Origin of the sequence: Nocardioides aromaticivorans, assembly GCF_013408525.1 — a bacterium.
GTDB lineage: Bacteria > Actinomycetota > Actinomycetes > Propionibacteriales > Nocardioidaceae > Nocardioides > Nocardioides aromaticivorans.
The window spans coordinates 4,682,033-4,697,213 of record NZ_JACBZM010000001.1 but is presented as its reverse complement, the minus strand read 5'-3'; the positions used below and the strand labels follow the sequence as shown (position 1 = coordinate 4,697,213).

The following is a 15,181-nucleotide window of genomic DNA, read 5'->3' as shown; positions in this document are numbered from 1 at the left end:
GTGCAGCCCTTGATCGACCAGTACGGACGGGTGGCGACGGACCTGAGGGTCTCGCTGACCGATCGTTGCAACCTGCGCTGCACCTACTGCATGCCGGCCGAGGGCCTCGACTGGCTGCCCACCGACGACCAGCTCACCGATGACGAGGTCGTCCGGCTGATCGGGATCGCCGTGGGCGAGCTCGGCGTCGAGGAGATCCGGTTCACCGGCGGCGAGCCGCTCGTGCGCCGCGGGCTCGTCGACATCGTCCGCCGCGTGCGCGAGCGCGACGCCGACGTCGAGATGTCGATCACCACCAACGCGCTCGGCCTCGCCCGCACGGCCGGCGCCCTCGCCGACGCGGGGCTCAACCGGGTCAACGTCAGCCTCGACACGGTGCGCCGCGACTCCTTCCACGAGATCACCCGACGCGATCGCCTCGACGACGTGGTGGCCGGGCTGGCCGCCGCGGAGGCCGCCGGGCTCGGCCCGGTCAAGGTCAACGCCGTGCTCCTGCGTGGCGTCAACGACGACCAGGCGCCCGAGCTGCTCGCGTGGTGCATCGAGCGCGGCTACCAGCTCCGCTTCATCGAGCAGATGCCGCTCGACGCCCAGCACGGGTGGAGCCGCGCCGAGATGGTCACCGCCGACGAGATCCTGGCCTCGCTGTCGGCCGCCTTCACGCTGTCGACCGCCTCCGAGCCGCGGGGGAGCGCTCCCGCCGAGCTGTTCACCGTCGACGGCGGCCCGGCCACGGTCGGCGTGATCGCCTCGGTGACCCGCCCGTTCTGCGGCGACTGCGACCGGGTCCGGCTCACCGCCGACGGCCAGGTCCGCAATTGCCTCTTCGCCCGCTCCGAGTCCGACCTCCGCCTCGCCCTGCGCGCCGGTGCCACCGACGCCGAGCTCGCCGAGCGCTGGCGCACTGCCATGTGGGGCAAGCTCCCGGGTCACGGCATCGACGACCCCACCTTCCTCCAGCCCGACCGCCCCATGTCCGCCATCGGCGGCTGACGCTCCCCCTCCTCCGCCGAGTTGCCACTTTGGCGGCGCGAGTTGCCGGTTCCGCGGTGCGAGCTGTCACCAGCGCCGGTTCGTGTACGACGGCGTGAGGGCCTCTCGCAGCTCACGGGTCCAGCGCGCCGAGGCGCCGTCGGCGAAGTCACCGCGGCGGATCACGATGACCGTCCACCCCGCCTCGTGCAGCCAGCGGCGTCGCCTCTCGTCGTGCTCGCGTTGCTCCGGCGTTCGCAGATGGTGCTCGAAGCCGTCGTACTCGACGCATACCCGGGCGAGGGGATAGGCGAAGTCCAGGCGATAGGTCGGAACACCGTCGATCTCGACCCACCACTGGGGTTGCGGGGCCGGCAAGCCCGAGCCGACGATCTCCAGCAGGGTCCACGCCTCCCGGTGCGACTCGACGCGCGGATCCACCAGTGGTGCGAGGGCGCGCAGCTGGATCACGCCGCGACGCCCACGGAATCTCGGGAGCTCGTGGACGAGGTCCCGGGAATTGAAGGCGTGCCCTCGGGCCAGAAGACACATCGCTGCGAAGGCCTCTCGCTGACGGAGGTGACAGCCGAGGTCAAGAGCGGTTCGTAGCGGCGTGGTGACCCGGACACCGTCGACGACCATGACGTCATCCGGGGCGAGATCGCGCGTTCGGCCGTCCAGTTCCGGTCGGCGCGACGGGCGACGCCCGCGCAGCGCGCAGCTCTCGATCGGCGGCGGCAGCACCTGCTCGTCGAGGGTCAGCATCTCCACCCCATGGAGCCAAGCTGCGGTCCGGTCCACCGCCACGTGGTGAGCTGCCACCGCGCAAGCAACGACCAGTGCACGTGCCTGGATCGTGTCGGCGATGTCTGAGCGTCGGTAGACGCCGTTGGCGGCCCGGACCAGCAGACCGTCCTCCGTCGCCAGTTGAACCTGCCGCCGGGTGAGCCCGAGCGCTTCTGCATTGCGGATCAGGAAGGGCTCGACCGGCAAGTCGTTGATCTCCATGCTGCACGACTGTCGTCACTCCGGTCGGTGAGCGACGGGGGTGCCTTCATGGCTGTGGATGGTCGTTGCGACGGATCGACCTGTGGGCGGGCGGTGGCTGATGGAGTGACTCATGGGGCCGACTCGTCGGAGCAGATTGGCGAGTCGGTCGGGCAGACCGGCAACTCGACGCGCCAGATCGGCAACTCGCCGCGCCGGACCGGCAACTCGACCCGGCAGAGCGGCAAGTCAGGGGTGGGGGAGGGTGTCCTTGAGGAAGCCGCGGGCGCCGAGGAAGTGCTCGAGGGACTCGCGGTGGTCGTCGCAGGCCAACCAGATCTTGCGGCGCTCGGGGGTGTGCAGCTTGGGGTTGTTCCAGTGCAGCTGCCACACGGCGTCGGCCCGGCAGCCCTTGGCCGAGCAGAAGTCGGGCTCAGTCTCCATGGCCGCCCGGTCCGAGCTGGCGCTGCGCGTCGCCGCCACCGGTGAGCGGGAGCTCCGTGGAGCGGCTGTCGTTGGCGTTGGCCATCACGACGGCGACGTACGGCAGGAACAGCGAGGCGAGGATGAGGAAGGGCCAGACCCAGTGCAGGCCGGCTGCGCCGGTGATGGCTGCGCCGATGAAGCACAGGGTGCGGATGCCCATCGCGATGGCGTACTTCTTCTGCCGCCGGGCGATGTCGGCCTCCGGGCTGTCGCCCGCCGTGGTGATCCGGATCGCGTCGGGCTCGTGCGAGCGGCCGTGACGCGAGGAGGACATGCCCCCAGCCTACGCCGGGCCGCAGGACTAGGCTGATCCGCATGTCCAATCGCACCTACCGCATCAGCGAGATCGTCGGCACCTCTCCCGACGGCATCGACCAGGCCATCCGCAACGGCGTCGACCGCGCCGGCCAGACCCTGCGCCACCTCGACTGGTTCGAGGTCACCCAGGTCCGTGGCCAGGTCAAGGACGGCCAGGTCGAGCACTTCCAGGTCACGATGAAGATCGGCTTCCGGCTGGAGGACGACGAGTAGGCAACCGCCTGTCGAGCTCCCTTGTAGGACCCCTACAAGGGAGCGGGGCGAACTTGGTGCCTGCCGCGGGCGAGCGGCAGGCACCGACGCCCGTAGCGTCAGGAGCGTGAACGAACCCCGATCCGTCCTGGTCACCGGCGGCAACCGCGGCATCGGCCGCGCCATCGCCGAAGCGTTCCTCGCCAACGGCGACAAGGTCGCCGTCACCACCCGGAGCGGCGGTGCGCCCGACGGCGCGCTCGAGCTCAAGGCCGACATCACCGACGCCGCTGCCGTCGACGCCGCCTTCGCCGCGGCCGAGGAGGCCCACGGCCCCGTCGAGGTGCTCGTCGCCAACGCCGGCATCACCGCCGACACCCTGCTGCTCCGCATGTCGGAGGACGACTGGCAGTCGGTGATCGACACGAACCTCACCGGATCCTTCCGGCTGGCCAAGCGTGCCGCCAAGGGCATGCTGCGCCAGAAGAAGGGCCGGATCATCTTCATCTCCAGCGTCGTCGGCCTGCTCGGCTCGCCCGGCCAGGTCAACTACGCCGCCTCGAAGGCCGGCCTGGTGGGCATGGCCCGCTCGATGGCCCGCGAGCTCGGCCCGCGGTCCATCACCGCGAACGTCGTGGCGCCCGGTTACGTCGACACCGACATGACCGCGGTGCTCACCGACGAGCAGAAGGAAGGCATCCGGAGCCAGGTCCCGCTCGGCCGGTACGCCGACCCGACGGAGGTCGCCGGAGCCGTGCTCTGGCTGGCGAGCTCGTCGGCGTCGTACGTCACCGGCGCGGTCATCCCTGTCGACGGCGGACTCGGAATGGGGCACTGACAATGACGGAGACCACCATCAACAGCAACGGCATTCTCGCCGGCAAGAACGTCCTCGTCGCGGGCGTCACCCTCGACACCTCGATCGGCTTCGCGGTCGCGAAGTTCGCGCAGGAGCAGGGCGCGACCGTCCTCGTGTCGAACTTCGGCCAGGCCCTGCGGATCACCCGCCGGATCGTGAAGCGCCTCCCGGTGCTGCCCGAGGTCATCGAGCTCGACGTCACCGACCCCGAGCACCTCGCCGCCCTCCCGGGCGCGGTGCGCGAGGCGCTCGGCGAGGACGCGGTCCTCCACGGGGTCGTCCACTCGATCGCCTACGGCAACCCGGAGACGCTGCTCGGCGGCAAGTTCCTCGAGGGTCCGTGGAAGGACGTCGCGCAGGCCGTCGAGGTCTCGGCGTACTCCCTGAAGTCCCTCGCCGTCGCCTGCCGCCCCCTGCTGCAGCCGGGCAGCTCGATCGTCGGCCTCACCTTCGACGCGTCGGTCGCCTGGCCGGTCTACGACTGGATGGGCGTCGCCAAGGCGGCCCTCGAGTCGACCAACCGCTACCTCGCGCGCGACCTCGGCTCCGAGGGTGTCCGGGTCAACCTGGTCTCCGCCGGCCCGCTGCGCACGCTGGCCGCCAAGGCCATCCCCGGCTTCGAGGACCTCGAGTCGATGTGGACCACGAAGTCGCCGCTCGGCTGGGACAACACCGACCAGGAGCCGACCGCCAAGGCGGTCTGCGCCCTGCTGTCAGACCTGTTCCCGGCCACCACCGGCGAGATCGTCCACGTCGACGGCGGCTTCCACGCCATGGGTGCCTGACGGTCCTGCCGCACGCGCCGCCCACCACTGGGCGGCGACGGTCAGCAGCGCCCAGGCCGTGACCACGATCGCGATCTCCTCGACGACGTACCACGGCCACGGGCCGAGCAGGTCGAGGATCGACGAGCGCGGCTTGCGGACGAGGTAGCCGTAGTTGGTGTCGGCCAGCACGTTGAAGGTGTACGTCGCCACGGCCCACGCCAGCGTCGTGACGACGGCGGCACGGTAGTCCTGCCAGCGCGGCGCCCGGCGCAGCCCGACGACGAGGTACACCGCCGCCCACACGATCAGCAGGTGCAGCGCCCAGAAGGCGAAGTACCGCGGGTGCGGCAGGTCCTCGTTGAGCGAGGGCGTGAGCACGCCCTGGATCGTTAGCGTGAGACCCCAGAAGTAGGTCAGCGCCACCGGGAACGGACGGTGCGTCCACAGCGCCCAGGTCGCGGCGATCCAGGCCAGGTCGCACAGGTGCAGCGGCAGCGTGACGTCGATGTCGAAGTTCGCGACGAGGTCGATCACCTGGAACGGGATCGTCACCGCCGGCACGAGGAGCGCCCAGGCGCGGCTGAACCGGGTCGGCCCGTCGGCCTCCGCGTGTCGCCTGCCCAGCACGACCGCGACCGCCAGGCCCACGACGAACAGGCCCAGCGGCACCAGGTGTGTCGTGCCGTACGGGTCCACGGATCCAGCATGGCCCACGTCGTAGGGTGAGCACGTGCAGAACTCTCGGCGTCTCGTCATCATCCGGCACGCCAAGGCGGAGCCGTACGCGCCCACCGACGTGGAGCGCGTGCTGGCCGACCGGGGCCGGGTCGAGGGCCGGATGCTCGGCGAGTGGCTCGCGGCCGAGGGCGTGGCCCCCGATGCCGCCTACGTCTCGTACGCCGCCCGCACCCGTGAGACCTGGGACGTCGTCGCCGCCGGAGCCGGCTGGACCCTCGTGCCCGAGTACGACGGCAACCTCTACGGCACCGACGAGGAGGGCGTCCTCGACCTGGTCCGCGGCACGAAGGACGACGCTGCGACGGTCGTGGTCGTCGGGCACAACCCGACGATGGGGATGCTGGTCCAGCTCCTCGACGACGGCGAGGGTGCCGCGACCGGCTCCGTCGCGCTCGGCAGCTTCCCGACCAGCACGGCGGCGATCTTCACCGTCGACGGCGCCTGGGCGGACCTGGCGCCCATGGCGGCCCGGCTCGACGCCTTCCACGTCGCCCGGGCCTGACCGGGCCCTGAGGCGAGCCGGGCCCGGATCAGGCCAGCGGGGGAGCCGGGGTCACGATCCCGGCCTCGGCGTCGGCCGCCTCGATCTCCTCGCGGCTGATCCCGAGGAGGTACATGATCGTGTCGAGGTAGGGCACGGTGAGCGAGGTGTCGGCCGCCTCGCGCACGACCGGGCGCGCGTTGTACGCGATGCCGAGGCCCGCGGCGTCGAGCATGTCGAGGTCGTTCGCGCCGTCGCCGATCGCGATGGTGGCCGCCTCGGGGACGCCGAGGTCGGCGGCGAACTCGCGCAGTGCCCGCGCCTTGCCGGCCCGGTCCACCACCTCGCCGACGACCTCGCCGGTGAGCCTGCCGTCGACGATCTCGAGCGTGTTCGCGCGGGCGCGGTGGATGCCGAGGTCCTCGGCGAGCCGGTCGGTGATCTGGCTGAACCCGCCGGACACGATGGCGAACCGGTAGCCGAGCCGGCGCAGGGTGCGGACCATCGTCCGGGCGCCGGGGTTGACCACGATGGCGTCGTACACCTCGTCGATGACGGACGCGTCGAGTCCCGCGAGCAGCTTGACCCGGGCGCGCAGCGACTGCTCGAAGTCGAGCTCGCCGCGCATCGCACGCTCGGTGACGTCGGCGACCTCGGCGCCGTAGCCGGCGTGCTCGGCGAGCATCTCGATGACCTCGCCCTGGATGAGCGTCGAGTCGACGTCCATCACGATCAGGCGGACGCCGTGGCGCAGGAGGCTGGCCGGCTGGACGGCGACGTCGATGCCGTGGCGGGCCGCCTCGACGGCGAGCAGGGTCCGGAGGCGGTCCGGCGCGGCGCCCGAGGTGTGCAGCTCGATGGCGGTCACGGGGTAGCGCGCCATCCGCTCGATGCGGTCGATGTTGCCGCCGCAGTCGGCGATCCGGCCGGCGATCGCCGCCATGGCCGATGCCTTGAGGGGAGCGCCGATGATCGTGACGTGGGCGCGGTCGCGCGAGCGGCTGCGGTTGTCGCCGGAGCCGCGCTCGATGTCGACGCTCATGCCGAGTGCCTCGACGGTCTCGGTGACGGCCTTGCGCAGCTTCTTGGCGTCGCGCGGCGCGGTGACCAGCACGCCGAGCACGAGCCGCCCGCGCATCAGGATCTGCTCGACGTCGACGACCGAGACCCCGGAGAGGGAGAGGGTCTCGAGGACCGCGGACGTCACGCCCGGCCGGTCCGTTCCGGTGACGGTGATCAGCAGCGTGTCAGGGGCGTCGTGAGGGCTCATCGCGGCTGCAGGCTATCGGCTCCGGGGGCTGTCACCGAGCCGGTGGCCAGCCGTCGGGCGAGCACGCGGCGCCGAGGGCGTGCCGCGCGGCCCGCTCGAGCGGCTCGATCGCGGCCCGCCGGGCCGCCGCCTCGCCCGCACTGACCGCTCCGCCGTCGTCGCCGAGGGCCAGCTGGGCGACGGCCAGCAGGTGCTGCGCACGCCCGGCGAGCTCGACGGACCGGGCCGGGACGCCCTCCGGCGCCGGCAGCGGTACGGCGGCCCGCAGGTCGTGCAGCTCGTCGGCGACCTCCGGCTGCCAGCTCGCCACGTCCAGCTCCGCGAGCAGGTTCGCCGCCGCCAGCAGCCCGGACCGCAGCGCCCGGTCGGCCTCGCCGAGGTCGAGCGGGGGACGCCGCTCCGCGGGCAGCACGGTCCACTCGACGGCGCGCCCGACCTGGGCGGGCACCAGCGCGGTCGCGGCGCCGAGCAGGAGGGCGGCCTCGCCGGCGTCGATCGCGGCCGCGTTGAGCTCCCGCGGCCCCCGCAAGCCGGCCGGGTCGCCGGGCACGGGGAAGACCGCCGCGACGCCGGTCGCGCCCCGGTTGCGGGCGTCGGCGAGCTCGAGCAGGAGGGGAGAGGCGCCGTCGGGGCCACCGACCACGTGCGCCGCGTCGTCGCCGAGCACGCCGTCGAGGAAGGCGTCCGGTCCGATCCGGCCCTGCAGCCACGCCGTACCCCACCACGCGAGCCGGCCAGATGCGGGGAGTCCACTCACGGTGCAAACCTAGTCGTTAGGGTGGCCTTCATGTCCGCCGTGCTCGAGCTCGCAGAGGTGACCGTACGGCGTGGCCAGGCCACGCTGCTCGACCGCGTGAGCTGGGTGGTCCGCGAGGGGGAGCGGTGGATCCTGCTCGGGGCGAACGGTGCGGGCAAGACCACGCTGATGCAGGTCGCCGCCGCCCAGATGTATCCCACCACCGGTGCCGTCGGCGTGCTCGGTGAGCTGATCGGGACCGTCGACGTGTTCGAGCTGCGTCCGCGCATCGGCGTCTCGAGCGCCGCGCTCGCCGAGCTGATCCCGCGCGACGAGAAGGTCCGTGACGTGGTGCTGTCGGCGTCGTACGCCGTGCTGGGCCGCTGGCGCGAGCAGTACGACGACGTCGACCACGCCCGCGCCGACGCGCTCCTGCGGGAGGTCGGTGTCATGCACCTCGCCGACCGCACCTTCGGGACGCTCAGCGAGGGCGAGCGCAAGCGCGTCCAGATCGCCCGCGCCCTGATGACCGACCCCGAGCTGCTGCTCCTCGACGAGCCGGCTGCCGGCCTCGACCTCGGCGGCCGCGAGGACCTGGTGTCGACGATGTCGGTGCTCGCCTACGACCCGACGTCGCCGGCGACCGTCCTCGTGTCGCACCACGTCGAGGAGATCCCGCCGGGCTTCACCCATGTGCTGATGCTGCGCGGTGGCGGCGTCGTGGCGCAGGGTCCGATGGAGTCGACGCTCAACGCCGAGGCCCTGTCGGCGACCTTCGGCATGCCGCTCGTGCTGGAGCAGAACGACGGACGGTACGCCGCCCGCCGCCGCCAGCGGCGTGGCTAGTCGCCACGGTTAGGGTTCGGTCATGGACTGGCTGCGCGACCACCTCTGGGAGACCTGGCTCGCCGTTGGGATCGCCCTCGCGCTGGCCGAGCTGCTCAGCATGGACCTGTTCCTGCTCATGCTCGCCGGCGGTGCGCTCGCCGGCATGGGCGCGGCCTTCCTGACCGACAGCGTCGTCGTCCAGGTCCTCGTCGCCTCGGCTGCAGCGCTGCTGCTCCTGGCCGGCGTCCGCCCACCGCTCGTACGCCGCCTGCACGGTGGACCGGACCTGGTCCTCGGACCGGCGAGCCTGGTCGGGTCGCGCGGCATCGTCACCGAGGCCGTCGCCGAGCACCGGCCCGGCCGCGTGAAGATCGGCGGCGAGAGCTGGCTGGCCGTCTCCGCGGGCGCGGAGTCCGGCATCGAGGTCGGGCGTACCGTCGAGATCGTCTCCATCGGCGGCGCCACCGCCGTGGTGCGCCCGGTGAGCGACCCGCCTGCTCCGCCCGCGCTTCCCGAAGCGAACTGACCCCCCAGACCCCGGCTGAAGGAGCCCCCCATGGTCGTCCTGGTCGTCCTGATCCTCCTGCTTCTCTTCGTGATCACCGTGGTCGCGAAGTCGATCCGGGTGGTGCCGCAGGCCTACACCGGCATCGTCGAGCGCTTCGGCAAGTACAAGGAGACGCTGCCCGCGGGCCTGAACTTCGTGGTGCCCTTCATCGACAAGGTGCGCTACATGATCGACCTGCGCGAGCAGGTCGTCAGCTTCCCGCCCCAGGCCGCCATCACCGAGGACAACCTGACGGTCGACGTCGACACGGTCATCTACTTCCAGGTCACCGACCCCATCGCGGCGACGTACGAGATCTCCAACTACATCCAGGCGATCGAGCAGCTCACCATGACCACGCTGCGCAATGTCGTCGGCGGCATGGACCTCGAGCAGACGCTGACCAGCCGCGAGTCGATCAACAGCGGCCTGTCCGCAGTGCTCGACGAGACGACCGGGCGCTGGGGCATCAAGGTCAAGCGCGTCGAGATCAAGGGGATCGACCCGCCGCCGTCCATCAAGGACGCGATGGAGAAGCAGATGCGCGCCGAGCGCGACAAGCGCGCCCTCGTCCTCACCGCGGAGGGCCAGCGCCAGTCGGCCATCCTCACCGCGGAGGGCAACAAGCAGGCCGCGATCCTCAACGCCGAGGGTGAGCGCGAGTCGCAGATCCTGCGCGCCCAGGCCGAGCGGGAGGCCCAGATCCTGCGGGCCCAGGGCGAGGGGCAGGCGATCCAGACGGTCTTCCAGGCGATCCACGACGGCCGCCCGGACCAGTCGCTGCTCGCCTACCAGTACCTCCAGATGATGCCGCGCATCGCCGAGGGCGACGCCAACAAGGTGTGGGTCATCCCGTCCGAGATCACCAAGGCGCTCGAGGGCCTCGGCTCCTCGATCCACGAGGTCGCCGGCATCCCGAGGTCGACCTCCGGCCCGGCCAAGCGCGTCGACATGGGCCCGTCCGAGCCGGTGGAGTCGGTGACCGGCACCAGCGAGGCGGTCCAGGAGGCCATCGCCGAGGCCGAGAGCGCGGCACGCCCGGGCCAGCCGGGGGAGCCTCCCGCCCAGCCGTGACCATCCTCGAGATCGCCGCCGTCCTGCTCGCGGGCGTCGGCGCCGGGACGATCAACGCCGTCGTCGGCTCCGGCACCCTCATCACCTTCCCGACCCTGCTGGCGCTCGGCGTTCCCCCCGTGACCGCCAACATGTCCAACAGCCTCGGCCTCGTGCCGGGATCGGTCGCCGGCGCCGTCGGCTACCGATGCGAGCTGGAGGGCCAGCGCACCCGGATCGTGCGGCTGCTGGTCTTCTCCACGACCGGGGGCGTGCTGGGGGCGGTGCTGCTGCTCGTGCTGCCTCCCGGGGCCTTCGAGGCCGTCGTACCGGTGCTCATCCTGCTGGGCGTGACGCTGGTGGTGGTCCAGCCGCGGTTGTCGCGGTACGTCGCCGCGCGGGCCGAGCGTCGTACCGGCGACGCGACGAGGGAATCGCCCACGGGTCCGCCGTGGGTGCTGGCCGCCGCCTTCCTGACCGGCGTGTACGGCGGCTACTTCGGCGCCGCCCAGGGCGTGATCCTGATGGGCGTGCTCGGGATCGGGGTCAACGAGGGCCTGCAGCGGCTCAACGGCGTGAAGAACGTGCTCGTGGCCGTCGTCAACGGCGTGGCCGGGCTGATCTTCGTCGTGGTGGCCGAGCTCGGCCTGCTCGGCAGCGACGCCGAGGTCGACTGGCTGGTCGTGGCGGTGATCGCCGTCGGTGCGGTGATCGGCGGCTTCCTGGGCGCGGCGGTGGGCCGCAAGCTGCCGCCGCTCGTGCTGCGCGGCGCGATCGTGGTGGTCGGCCTGGTGGCCGTCACCGTGATGCTGGCGACCTGACGCCGGGGGCGCCCGGTCGCCCGCGCGTCACTTGCCGCGGCTGAGGACCAGCGCGGCGATGCCCGAGCCGACGGCGCCCGCGGCGATGCCGACGAGCGCGCCGCCCTGCAGCTTGGGCAGGCCGCCGCCGGCGATCTCGAGCGCACCGCTGGCGGCGTCCGCGCCGTCGACGGCGATGCCGACCACGGTCAGGTTGCGGCGCAGCGAGCCCTTGGAGACCAGCGTGACCGCGCCGAGCGCGATCTCGCGGGCGCCGAACATCCGGTTGATGACACCCATGTTCGGGTTGGCGGCGGGGTCGATGCCGAAGAGCCGGGCCGTGGCCGAGGGAGCGACGAGGGAGCCGATGCCGATGACGATGCGGCCGAGCGAGAGTCCGGTGACGGGATCCATGGCGCGAGGTTAGCGGCTGCGGAGGACGTAGGCGTCCAACCAGAGTCGGATCTCCTCGTAGGCCCGTGCCCGGGGCTCCGGACGCGAGAGCACGACGTCGTGGACGGCTCCCGGGACGGCCGCATAAGTGACGTGCGGGCCGACGGCGGTCGACCAGCGCCGGATCTGCCGGACGTCGAGCACGATGTCGGTGCTGAAGACGTCCTCGTCCATCGCCGACGGCGAGCTGCTGCGGTCGGAGGAGAGGACCAGGACGGGCGCCGCCACCGAGAGTCCCGCCTGCAGGCGGGCGTGGCCCTTGCGGATGGCGCGCAACCAGCCGAACCGGACGGGGAACGACTCGACCGGCTTCCAGGTGAGGTCGAAGTCCCACTCGCCCTCGTGGTCGCGGTGCAGGCTGCGCGCGTAGTGGCCCTTGACCTCGCGCGGCAGCGAGCGCATCGGCTGGCGACGGCCGACCTGGTCGATGAGCAGGCCGGCGACCGGCGTGCGCAGCGCGGGACGGCCCTGGAGGTCGAGCCAGGGGGAGTTGAGCAGGAGCCCGGCGAGCTCCGCCGGCTGACGGGCGTCGGCCCACAGCGCGACGATCAGCCCGCCCGTCGAGTGTCCGGAGACGACGACCCTCGTGTGGCCGTCGCGGACGGTGATCCGCTCCCACGCCGCGTCGAGGTCCGCGAAGTACTCCTCCAGGTCGGCGACATAGGTCGCGGACTGGTGCGGACGGATCGACCGGCCGTACTTGCGGAGGTCGAGGCCGTAGACGTCGTGCTCGCGCTCGAGCCACCACTCGCCGTACTCGGTGTGGAAGAAGTAGTCGGAGAACCCGTGCACGTGCAGGACGGCGTGCTCGGTCGGGCTGTCACCGCGGCGGCTGACCAGGGTGGCCACGACCTCGCCCTCGAAGTCGTCGTCGAGCGGGATCGTCTCCACGACCCACGGCTCGCCCAGGATGTCGACGGTGGTCTCGACGTCGGTCGGCTCGCTCACGCCCCGATTCTAGGAGCCGGCGAGGACGCCTGACGGAGGAACCCGGTCCGACCAAGGGGGGTTGGCCGGACCGGGCCCGAAGGAAGGTTACCCGGCCCTACCCTGTCGGCATGCAGGATCACGCCGAATGGGCCAGATTGCGCGACAGGTTGCTCGCGCGCGGGCGCATGCCGGCGCTCCCCGCGGGCTGGTCGCACCAGTCGGCGATGCTCGCCGCCTCCGGTTTCGCGTACGGCGGCGACTTCATCGTGAGCGACCTGTCGGCCGACCAGCAGCGGCTCCAGGCCGTGCTCGTCGACGTGTGCGGCGGCGGTGAGTCGGCGGTGCCGGCCGCGGTGAGGTTCGCCGGCGCGCTCGAGAGCCTCGTCGTCGCCGTACCGGACGACGCGCTGCTGGGCGCCGCCAACGCCTACCTCCAGCGCCAGCCGTCCGACGAGGACCTGGCGACGGCCGTGCAGGTCGTGCTCGACCTCGCCACGGGGGAGTACCTGATCCGCAGCGCCGGCCACCCGCCCGCCCTGCACTGGTCGCTCGCGACGGCCGAGTGGGTGATCGACAACGCCCGCGGCACCGCGCTGGGGGTGTGCGACGCACCGGAGTTCGGCCAGACGACCGGCGTGCTCGCGCCCGGTGAGGCGCTGATGTTCTACACCGACGGCGTCGTCGAGTCGCGCTCCGCCGACATCGACGAGGGCATCGCCTGGCTCCGCGCCGCTGCGCGCACCGCAGTGCTCGACGGCTGGGAGGGGGCCGCGAAGCGGCTCATCGCGCAGGTCGACCGGGGTGACGACGACCGCGCGGTGCTCATCGTTCGACGGCTGGCACCCGGTGGAATATAGTTGACATGTCACCCGTTGTGCGGGGTGACAGCGACACCACCACACCAGGGAGCGGATCACCATGCAGATCGGGATCTTCACCGTCGGCGACGTCACCACGGACCCCACCACGGGCCGGACCCCGACGGAGCACGAGCGGATCAAGGCGACCGTCGCGATCGCCAAGAAGGCCGAGGAGATCGGCCTGGACGTCTTCGCGACCGGCGAGCACCACAACCCGCCGTTCATCGCGTCCAACCCGACCGCGACCCTGGCCTACATCGGCGCGCAGACCGAGAACATCATCCTCTCGACCGCGACGACCCTCATCACCACGACCGACCCCGTGCTGATCGCCGAGGACTACGCCAAGATCCAGCACCTCACCGACGGCCGCGTCGACCTGATGATGGGCCGCGGCAACACCGGTCCCGTCTACCCGTGGTTCGGCAAGGACATCCGCCAAGGCATCAACCTGGCGATCGAGAACTACGCGCTGCTGCGCCGGCTGTGGAACGAGGACGTCGTCGACTGGGAGGGCCGCTTCCGTACGCCGCTCCAGGGCTACACCTCGACGCCGCGTCCGCTGGACGGTGTCGCGCCGTTCGTGTGGCACGGCTCGATCCGCAGCCCCGAGATCGCCGAGCAGGCGGCCTACTACGGCGACGGCTACTTCCACAACCACATCTTCTGGCCGCCCTCGCACGCCGCGCAGATGGTCAACCTCTACCGCGAGCGCTACGAGCACTACGGCCACGGCCGTGCGGACCAGGCGATCGTCGGCCTCGGTGGCCAGATCTTCATGCACAAGGACAGCCAGGAGGCCGTCCGGCAGTTCCGCCCCTACTTCGACAACGCCCCGGTCTACGGCCACGGCCCGTCGCTGGAGGAGTTCACCGAGCACACGCCGCTCACCGTCGGCTCCCCGCAGCAGGTCCTGGAGCGCACCCTGTCGTTCCGTGAGTACGCCGGCCACTACCAGCGCCAGCTCTTCCTGGTCGACCACGCGGGACTCCCGCTCAAGACCGTCCTGGAGCAGCTCGACCTGCTCGGCGAGATCCTGCCCGAGATGCGCAAGGGCTTCGCCGAGGGACGCCCGGCCGACATCCCGGACGCGCCCACCCACGCCTCGCTCGTCGCGGCCGCTGGTGGCGCGAAGGACAGCACCGTGCACGCCGAGGACACCATGACCGGCACGACCGACCGCGAGGAGGTGGACGCATGACCAAGCGGATCGTCGTCGTCTCGGCGGGACTCTCCGTCCCGTCGTCGACGAAGCTGCTCGCCGACAAGCTCGGCGACGCGGTCGAGCGGGCCGTCGGCGCCCGCGGCCAGGAGGTCGACGTCCAGCACGTCGAGCTCCGGCCGCTGGCCCACGCGCTGGCCGACCACCTGCTCACCGGCTTCCCGACGGGCGACCTCGCGGGCGCGCTCGAGCAGGTCCGCCACGCGGACGCGCTCGTCGTCGTCACGCCGGTGTTCTCGGCGTCGTACTCGGGGCTCTTCAAGACCTTCTTCGACGTCCTGGAGCCGGGCACCCTCGACGGCAAGCCGGTCGTGATCGCCGCGACCGCGGGCACGGCCCGGCACAGCCTGGTGCTCGACCACGCGCTCCGGCCGCTGTTCGCCTACCTGCGTGCCGTGGTCGTCCCGACCGGCGTCTTCGCCGCCAGCGAGGACTTCGGTGCGAGCGATGACGGCAGTCTGGACAAGCGCGTCCAGCGTGCGGCCGGGGAGCTCGCCGCCCTGCTCGGCGCCGGCTCGGGCGCCCCGGCTCCCGCGCCGCAGCGCCGCTCGGTCGCGGACGAGTTCGCGGCGCCGACGCCCTTCGAGCAGCTGCTCCGCGAGGCGGGCGGGGACTCCGTCCGCTGACCCTGCGGCGACCGTGACAGTGATGGTGTCATGATGGTGCTTCGCCCATCGTCGTG

General features: G+C 71.9%; 20 protein-coding genes. 12 read left to right on the top strand and 8 right to left on the bottom strand.

Annotation, left to right across the window (positions count from 1 at the left end; translation table 11 throughout):
• Positions 1 to 993, top strand: a complete 993-nt coding sequence (gene moaA / locus BJ993_RS22550) for a GTP 3',8-cyclase MoaA (protein ID WP_308645678.1) — start codon at positions 1 to 3, stop codon at positions 991 to 993.
• Between the two features lie 66 nt (positions 994 to 1,059).
• Here moaA and BJ993_RS22545 read toward each other — a convergent pair whose 3' ends face one another.
• The 3 genes from BJ993_RS22545 to BJ993_RS22535 form a co-directional block, all read right to left on the bottom strand.
• Positions 1,060 to 1,980, bottom strand: a complete 921-nt coding sequence (locus tag BJ993_RS22545) for a type IV toxin-antitoxin system AbiEi family antitoxin (RefSeq protein ID WP_179651373.1) — start codon at positions 1,978 to 1,980, stop codon at positions 1,060 to 1,062.
• A 228-nt stretch (positions 1,981 to 2,208) separates the two neighbouring features.
• On the bottom strand, positions 2,209 to 2,403 hold the full coding sequence (locus tag BJ993_RS22540) for a hypothetical protein (protein WP_036545864.1): 195 nt from the start codon (positions 2,401 to 2,403) through the stop codon (positions 2,209 to 2,211).
• Entirely contained in the window at positions 2,393 to 2,719 is a 327-nt protein-coding gene (locus tag BJ993_RS22535; RefSeq protein ID WP_036545861.1) for a DUF3099 domain-containing protein, read from the bottom strand. Before BJ993_RS22535 ends, BJ993_RS22540 begins: the two co-directional genes overlap by 11 nt.
• 41 nt (positions 2,720 to 2,760) lie before the next feature.
• Between BJ993_RS22535 and BJ993_RS22530 the strand changes: the two genes are divergently transcribed.
• From BJ993_RS22530 to fabI, 3 genes are all read left to right on the top strand, one after another.
• Entirely contained in the window at positions 2,761 to 2,976 is a 216-nt protein-coding gene (locus BJ993_RS22530; protein ID WP_036545859.1) for a dodecin, read from the top strand.
• Between the two features lie 106 nt (positions 2,977 to 3,082).
• Entirely contained in the window at positions 3,083 to 3,793 is a 711-nt protein-coding gene (gene fabG / locus BJ993_RS22525; RefSeq protein ID WP_179651370.1) for a 3-oxoacyl-ACP reductase FabG, read from the top strand.
• Between the two features lie 2 nt (positions 3,794 to 3,795).
• Complete coding sequence (gene fabI / locus BJ993_RS22520) at positions 3,796 to 4,599, top strand: enoyl-ACP reductase FabI (RefSeq protein ID WP_036545853.1); 804 nt, start codon at positions 3,796 to 3,798, stop codon at positions 4,597 to 4,599.
• Here the strand turns inward: fabI and BJ993_RS22515 are convergent.
• Entirely contained in the window at positions 4,528 to 5,277 is a 750-nt protein-coding gene (locus BJ993_RS22515; RefSeq protein ID WP_179651369.1) for a YwaF family protein, read from the bottom strand. The genes fabI and BJ993_RS22515 overlap by 72 nt on opposite strands.
• 34 nt (positions 5,278 to 5,311) lie before the next feature.
• Between BJ993_RS22515 and BJ993_RS22510 the strand changes: the two genes are divergently transcribed.
• Positions 5,312 to 5,821 carry a SixA phosphatase family protein gene (locus tag BJ993_RS22510; protein WP_179651367.1) on the top strand — a complete coding sequence of 170 codons (510 nt, stop codon included), beginning with the start codon at positions 5,312 to 5,314 and terminating at the stop codon, positions 5,819 to 5,821.
• A gap of 28 nt (positions 5,822 to 5,849) precedes the next feature.
• On the opposite strand, the gene serB is transcribed toward BJ993_RS22510, so the two are convergent.
• Positions 5,850 to 7,070, bottom strand: a complete 1,221-nt coding sequence (gene serB / locus BJ993_RS22505; RefSeq protein ID WP_036545848.1) for a phosphoserine phosphatase SerB — start codon at positions 7,068 to 7,070, stop codon at positions 5,850 to 5,852.
• 31 nt (positions 7,071 to 7,101) lie between these two features.
• Positions 7,102 to 7,827, bottom strand: coding sequence for an Rv1486c family protein (locus BJ993_RS22500; RefSeq protein ID WP_179651365.1), 726 nt, complete (start codon positions 7,825 to 7,827; stop codon positions 7,102 to 7,104).
• 30 nt (positions 7,828 to 7,857) lie between these two features.
• On the opposite strand from BJ993_RS22500, the gene BJ993_RS22495 reads away from it, so the two are divergent.
• From BJ993_RS22495 to BJ993_RS22480, 4 genes are read left to right on the top strand one after another with little or no spacing between them, the layout of a single operon-like run.
• Complete coding sequence (locus tag BJ993_RS22495) at positions 7,858 to 8,652, top strand: ABC transporter ATP-binding protein (RefSeq protein WP_036546274.1); 795 nt, start codon at positions 7,858 to 7,860, stop codon at positions 8,650 to 8,652.
• A gap of 22 nt (positions 8,653 to 8,674) precedes the next feature.
• Positions 8,675 to 9,160, top strand: a complete 486-nt coding sequence (locus tag BJ993_RS22490) for an NfeD family protein (RefSeq protein ID WP_179651363.1) — start codon at positions 8,675 to 8,677, stop codon at positions 9,158 to 9,160.
• Positions 9,161 to 9,190: 30 nt separating this feature from the next.
• A complete protein-coding gene (locus BJ993_RS22485) occupies positions 9,191 to 10,255 on the top strand; it encodes an SPFH domain-containing protein (protein WP_179651361.1) in 1,065 nt (354 codons plus the stop codon).
• Positions 10,252 to 11,055: a sulfite exporter TauE/SafE family protein gene (locus tag BJ993_RS22480; RefSeq protein WP_179651359.1), complete on the top strand. Its 804-nt coding sequence runs from the start codon at positions 10,252 to 10,254 to the stop codon at positions 11,053 to 11,055. Before BJ993_RS22485 ends, BJ993_RS22480 begins: the two co-directional genes overlap by 4 nt.
• A 27-nt stretch (positions 11,056 to 11,082) precedes the next feature.
• Here the strand turns inward: BJ993_RS22480 and BJ993_RS22475 are convergent, their stop codons facing one another.
• Together BJ993_RS22475 and BJ993_RS22470 are read right to left on the bottom strand one after the other, a co-directional pair.
• Positions 11,083 to 11,448, bottom strand: a complete 366-nt coding sequence (locus BJ993_RS22475; RefSeq protein WP_179651357.1) for a hypothetical protein — start codon at positions 11,446 to 11,448, stop codon at positions 11,083 to 11,085.
• 9 nt (positions 11,449 to 11,457) lie between these two features.
• Positions 11,458 to 12,435 carry an alpha/beta hydrolase gene (locus BJ993_RS22470; RefSeq protein WP_036545840.1) on the bottom strand — a complete coding sequence of 326 codons (978 nt, stop codon included), beginning with the start codon at positions 12,433 to 12,435 and terminating at the stop codon, positions 11,458 to 11,460.
• A 110-nt stretch (positions 12,436 to 12,545) separates the two neighbouring features.
• On the opposite strand from BJ993_RS22470, the gene BJ993_RS22465 reads away from it, so the two are divergent.
• From BJ993_RS22465 to BJ993_RS22455, 3 genes are all read left to right on the top strand, one after another.
• Positions 12,546 to 13,274 carry a PP2C family protein-serine/threonine phosphatase gene (locus BJ993_RS22465; RefSeq protein WP_179651355.1) on the top strand — a complete coding sequence of 243 codons (729 nt, stop codon included), beginning with the start codon at positions 12,546 to 12,548 and terminating at the stop codon, positions 13,272 to 13,274.
• A 61-nt stretch (positions 13,275 to 13,335) separates the two neighbouring features.
• Positions 13,336 to 14,478 (top strand): LLM class flavin-dependent oxidoreductase, encoded by a 1,143-nt coding sequence (locus BJ993_RS22460; RefSeq protein WP_179651353.1) that lies wholly within the window; start codon positions 13,336 to 13,338, stop codon positions 14,476 to 14,478.
• Entirely contained in the window at positions 14,475 to 15,125 is a 651-nt protein-coding gene (locus tag BJ993_RS22455; protein ID WP_179651351.1) for an FMN reductase, read from the top strand. The genes BJ993_RS22460 and BJ993_RS22455 overlap by 4 nt, the downstream gene beginning before the upstream one ends.
• Positions 15,126 to 15,181: the final 56 nt, after the last annotated feature.

What these genes read in the sequence shown, in the direction of transcription:
- BJ993_RS22545 (WP_179651373.1), bottom strand. Translation starts at nt 1,980, where the DNA reads ATGGAGATCAACGACTTGCCGGTCGAGCCCTTCCTGATCCGCAATGCA.
- BJ993_RS22540 (WP_036545864.1), bottom strand. Translation starts at nt 2,403, where the DNA reads ATGGAGACTGAGCCCGACTTCTGCTCGGCCAAGGGCTGCCGGGCCGAC.
- BJ993_RS22535 (WP_036545861.1), bottom strand. Translation starts at nt 2,719, where the DNA reads ATGTCCTCCTCGCGTCACGGCCGCTCGCACGAGCCCGACGCGATCCGG.
- BJ993_RS22530 (WP_036545859.1), top strand. Translation starts at nt 2,761, where the DNA reads ATGTCCAATCGCACCTACCGCATCAGCGAGATCGTCGGCACCTCTCCC.
- fabI (WP_036545853.1), top strand. Translation starts at nt 3,796, where the DNA reads ATGACGGAGACCACCATCAACAGCAACGGCATTCTCGCCGGCAAGAAC.
- serB (WP_036545848.1), bottom strand. Translation starts at nt 7,070, where the DNA reads ATGAGCCCTCACGACGCCCCTGACACGCTGCTGATCACCGTCACCGGA.
- BJ993_RS22495 (WP_036546274.1), top strand. Translation starts at nt 7,858, where the DNA reads ATGTCCGCCGTGCTCGAGCTCGCAGAGGTGACCGTACGGCGTGGCCAG.
- BJ993_RS22490 (WP_179651363.1), top strand. Translation starts at nt 8,675, where the DNA reads ATGGACTGGCTGCGCGACCACCTCTGGGAGACCTGGCTCGCCGTTGGG.
- BJ993_RS22485 (WP_179651361.1), top strand. Translation starts at nt 9,191, where the DNA reads ATGGTCGTCCTGGTCGTCCTGATCCTCCTGCTTCTCTTCGTGATCACC.
- BJ993_RS22475 (WP_179651357.1), bottom strand. Translation starts at nt 11,448, where the DNA reads ATGGATCCCGTCACCGGACTCTCGCTCGGCCGCATCGTCATCGGCATC.
- BJ993_RS22465 (WP_179651355.1), top strand. Translation starts at nt 12,546, where the DNA reads ATGCAGGATCACGCCGAATGGGCCAGATTGCGCGACAGGTTGCTCGCG.
- BJ993_RS22460 (WP_179651353.1), top strand. Translation starts at nt 13,336, where the DNA reads ATGCAGATCGGGATCTTCACCGTCGGCGACGTCACCACGGACCCCACC.
- BJ993_RS22455 (WP_179651351.1), top strand. Translation starts at nt 14,475, where the DNA reads ATGACCAAGCGGATCGTCGTCGTCTCGGCGGGACTCTCCGTCCCGTCG.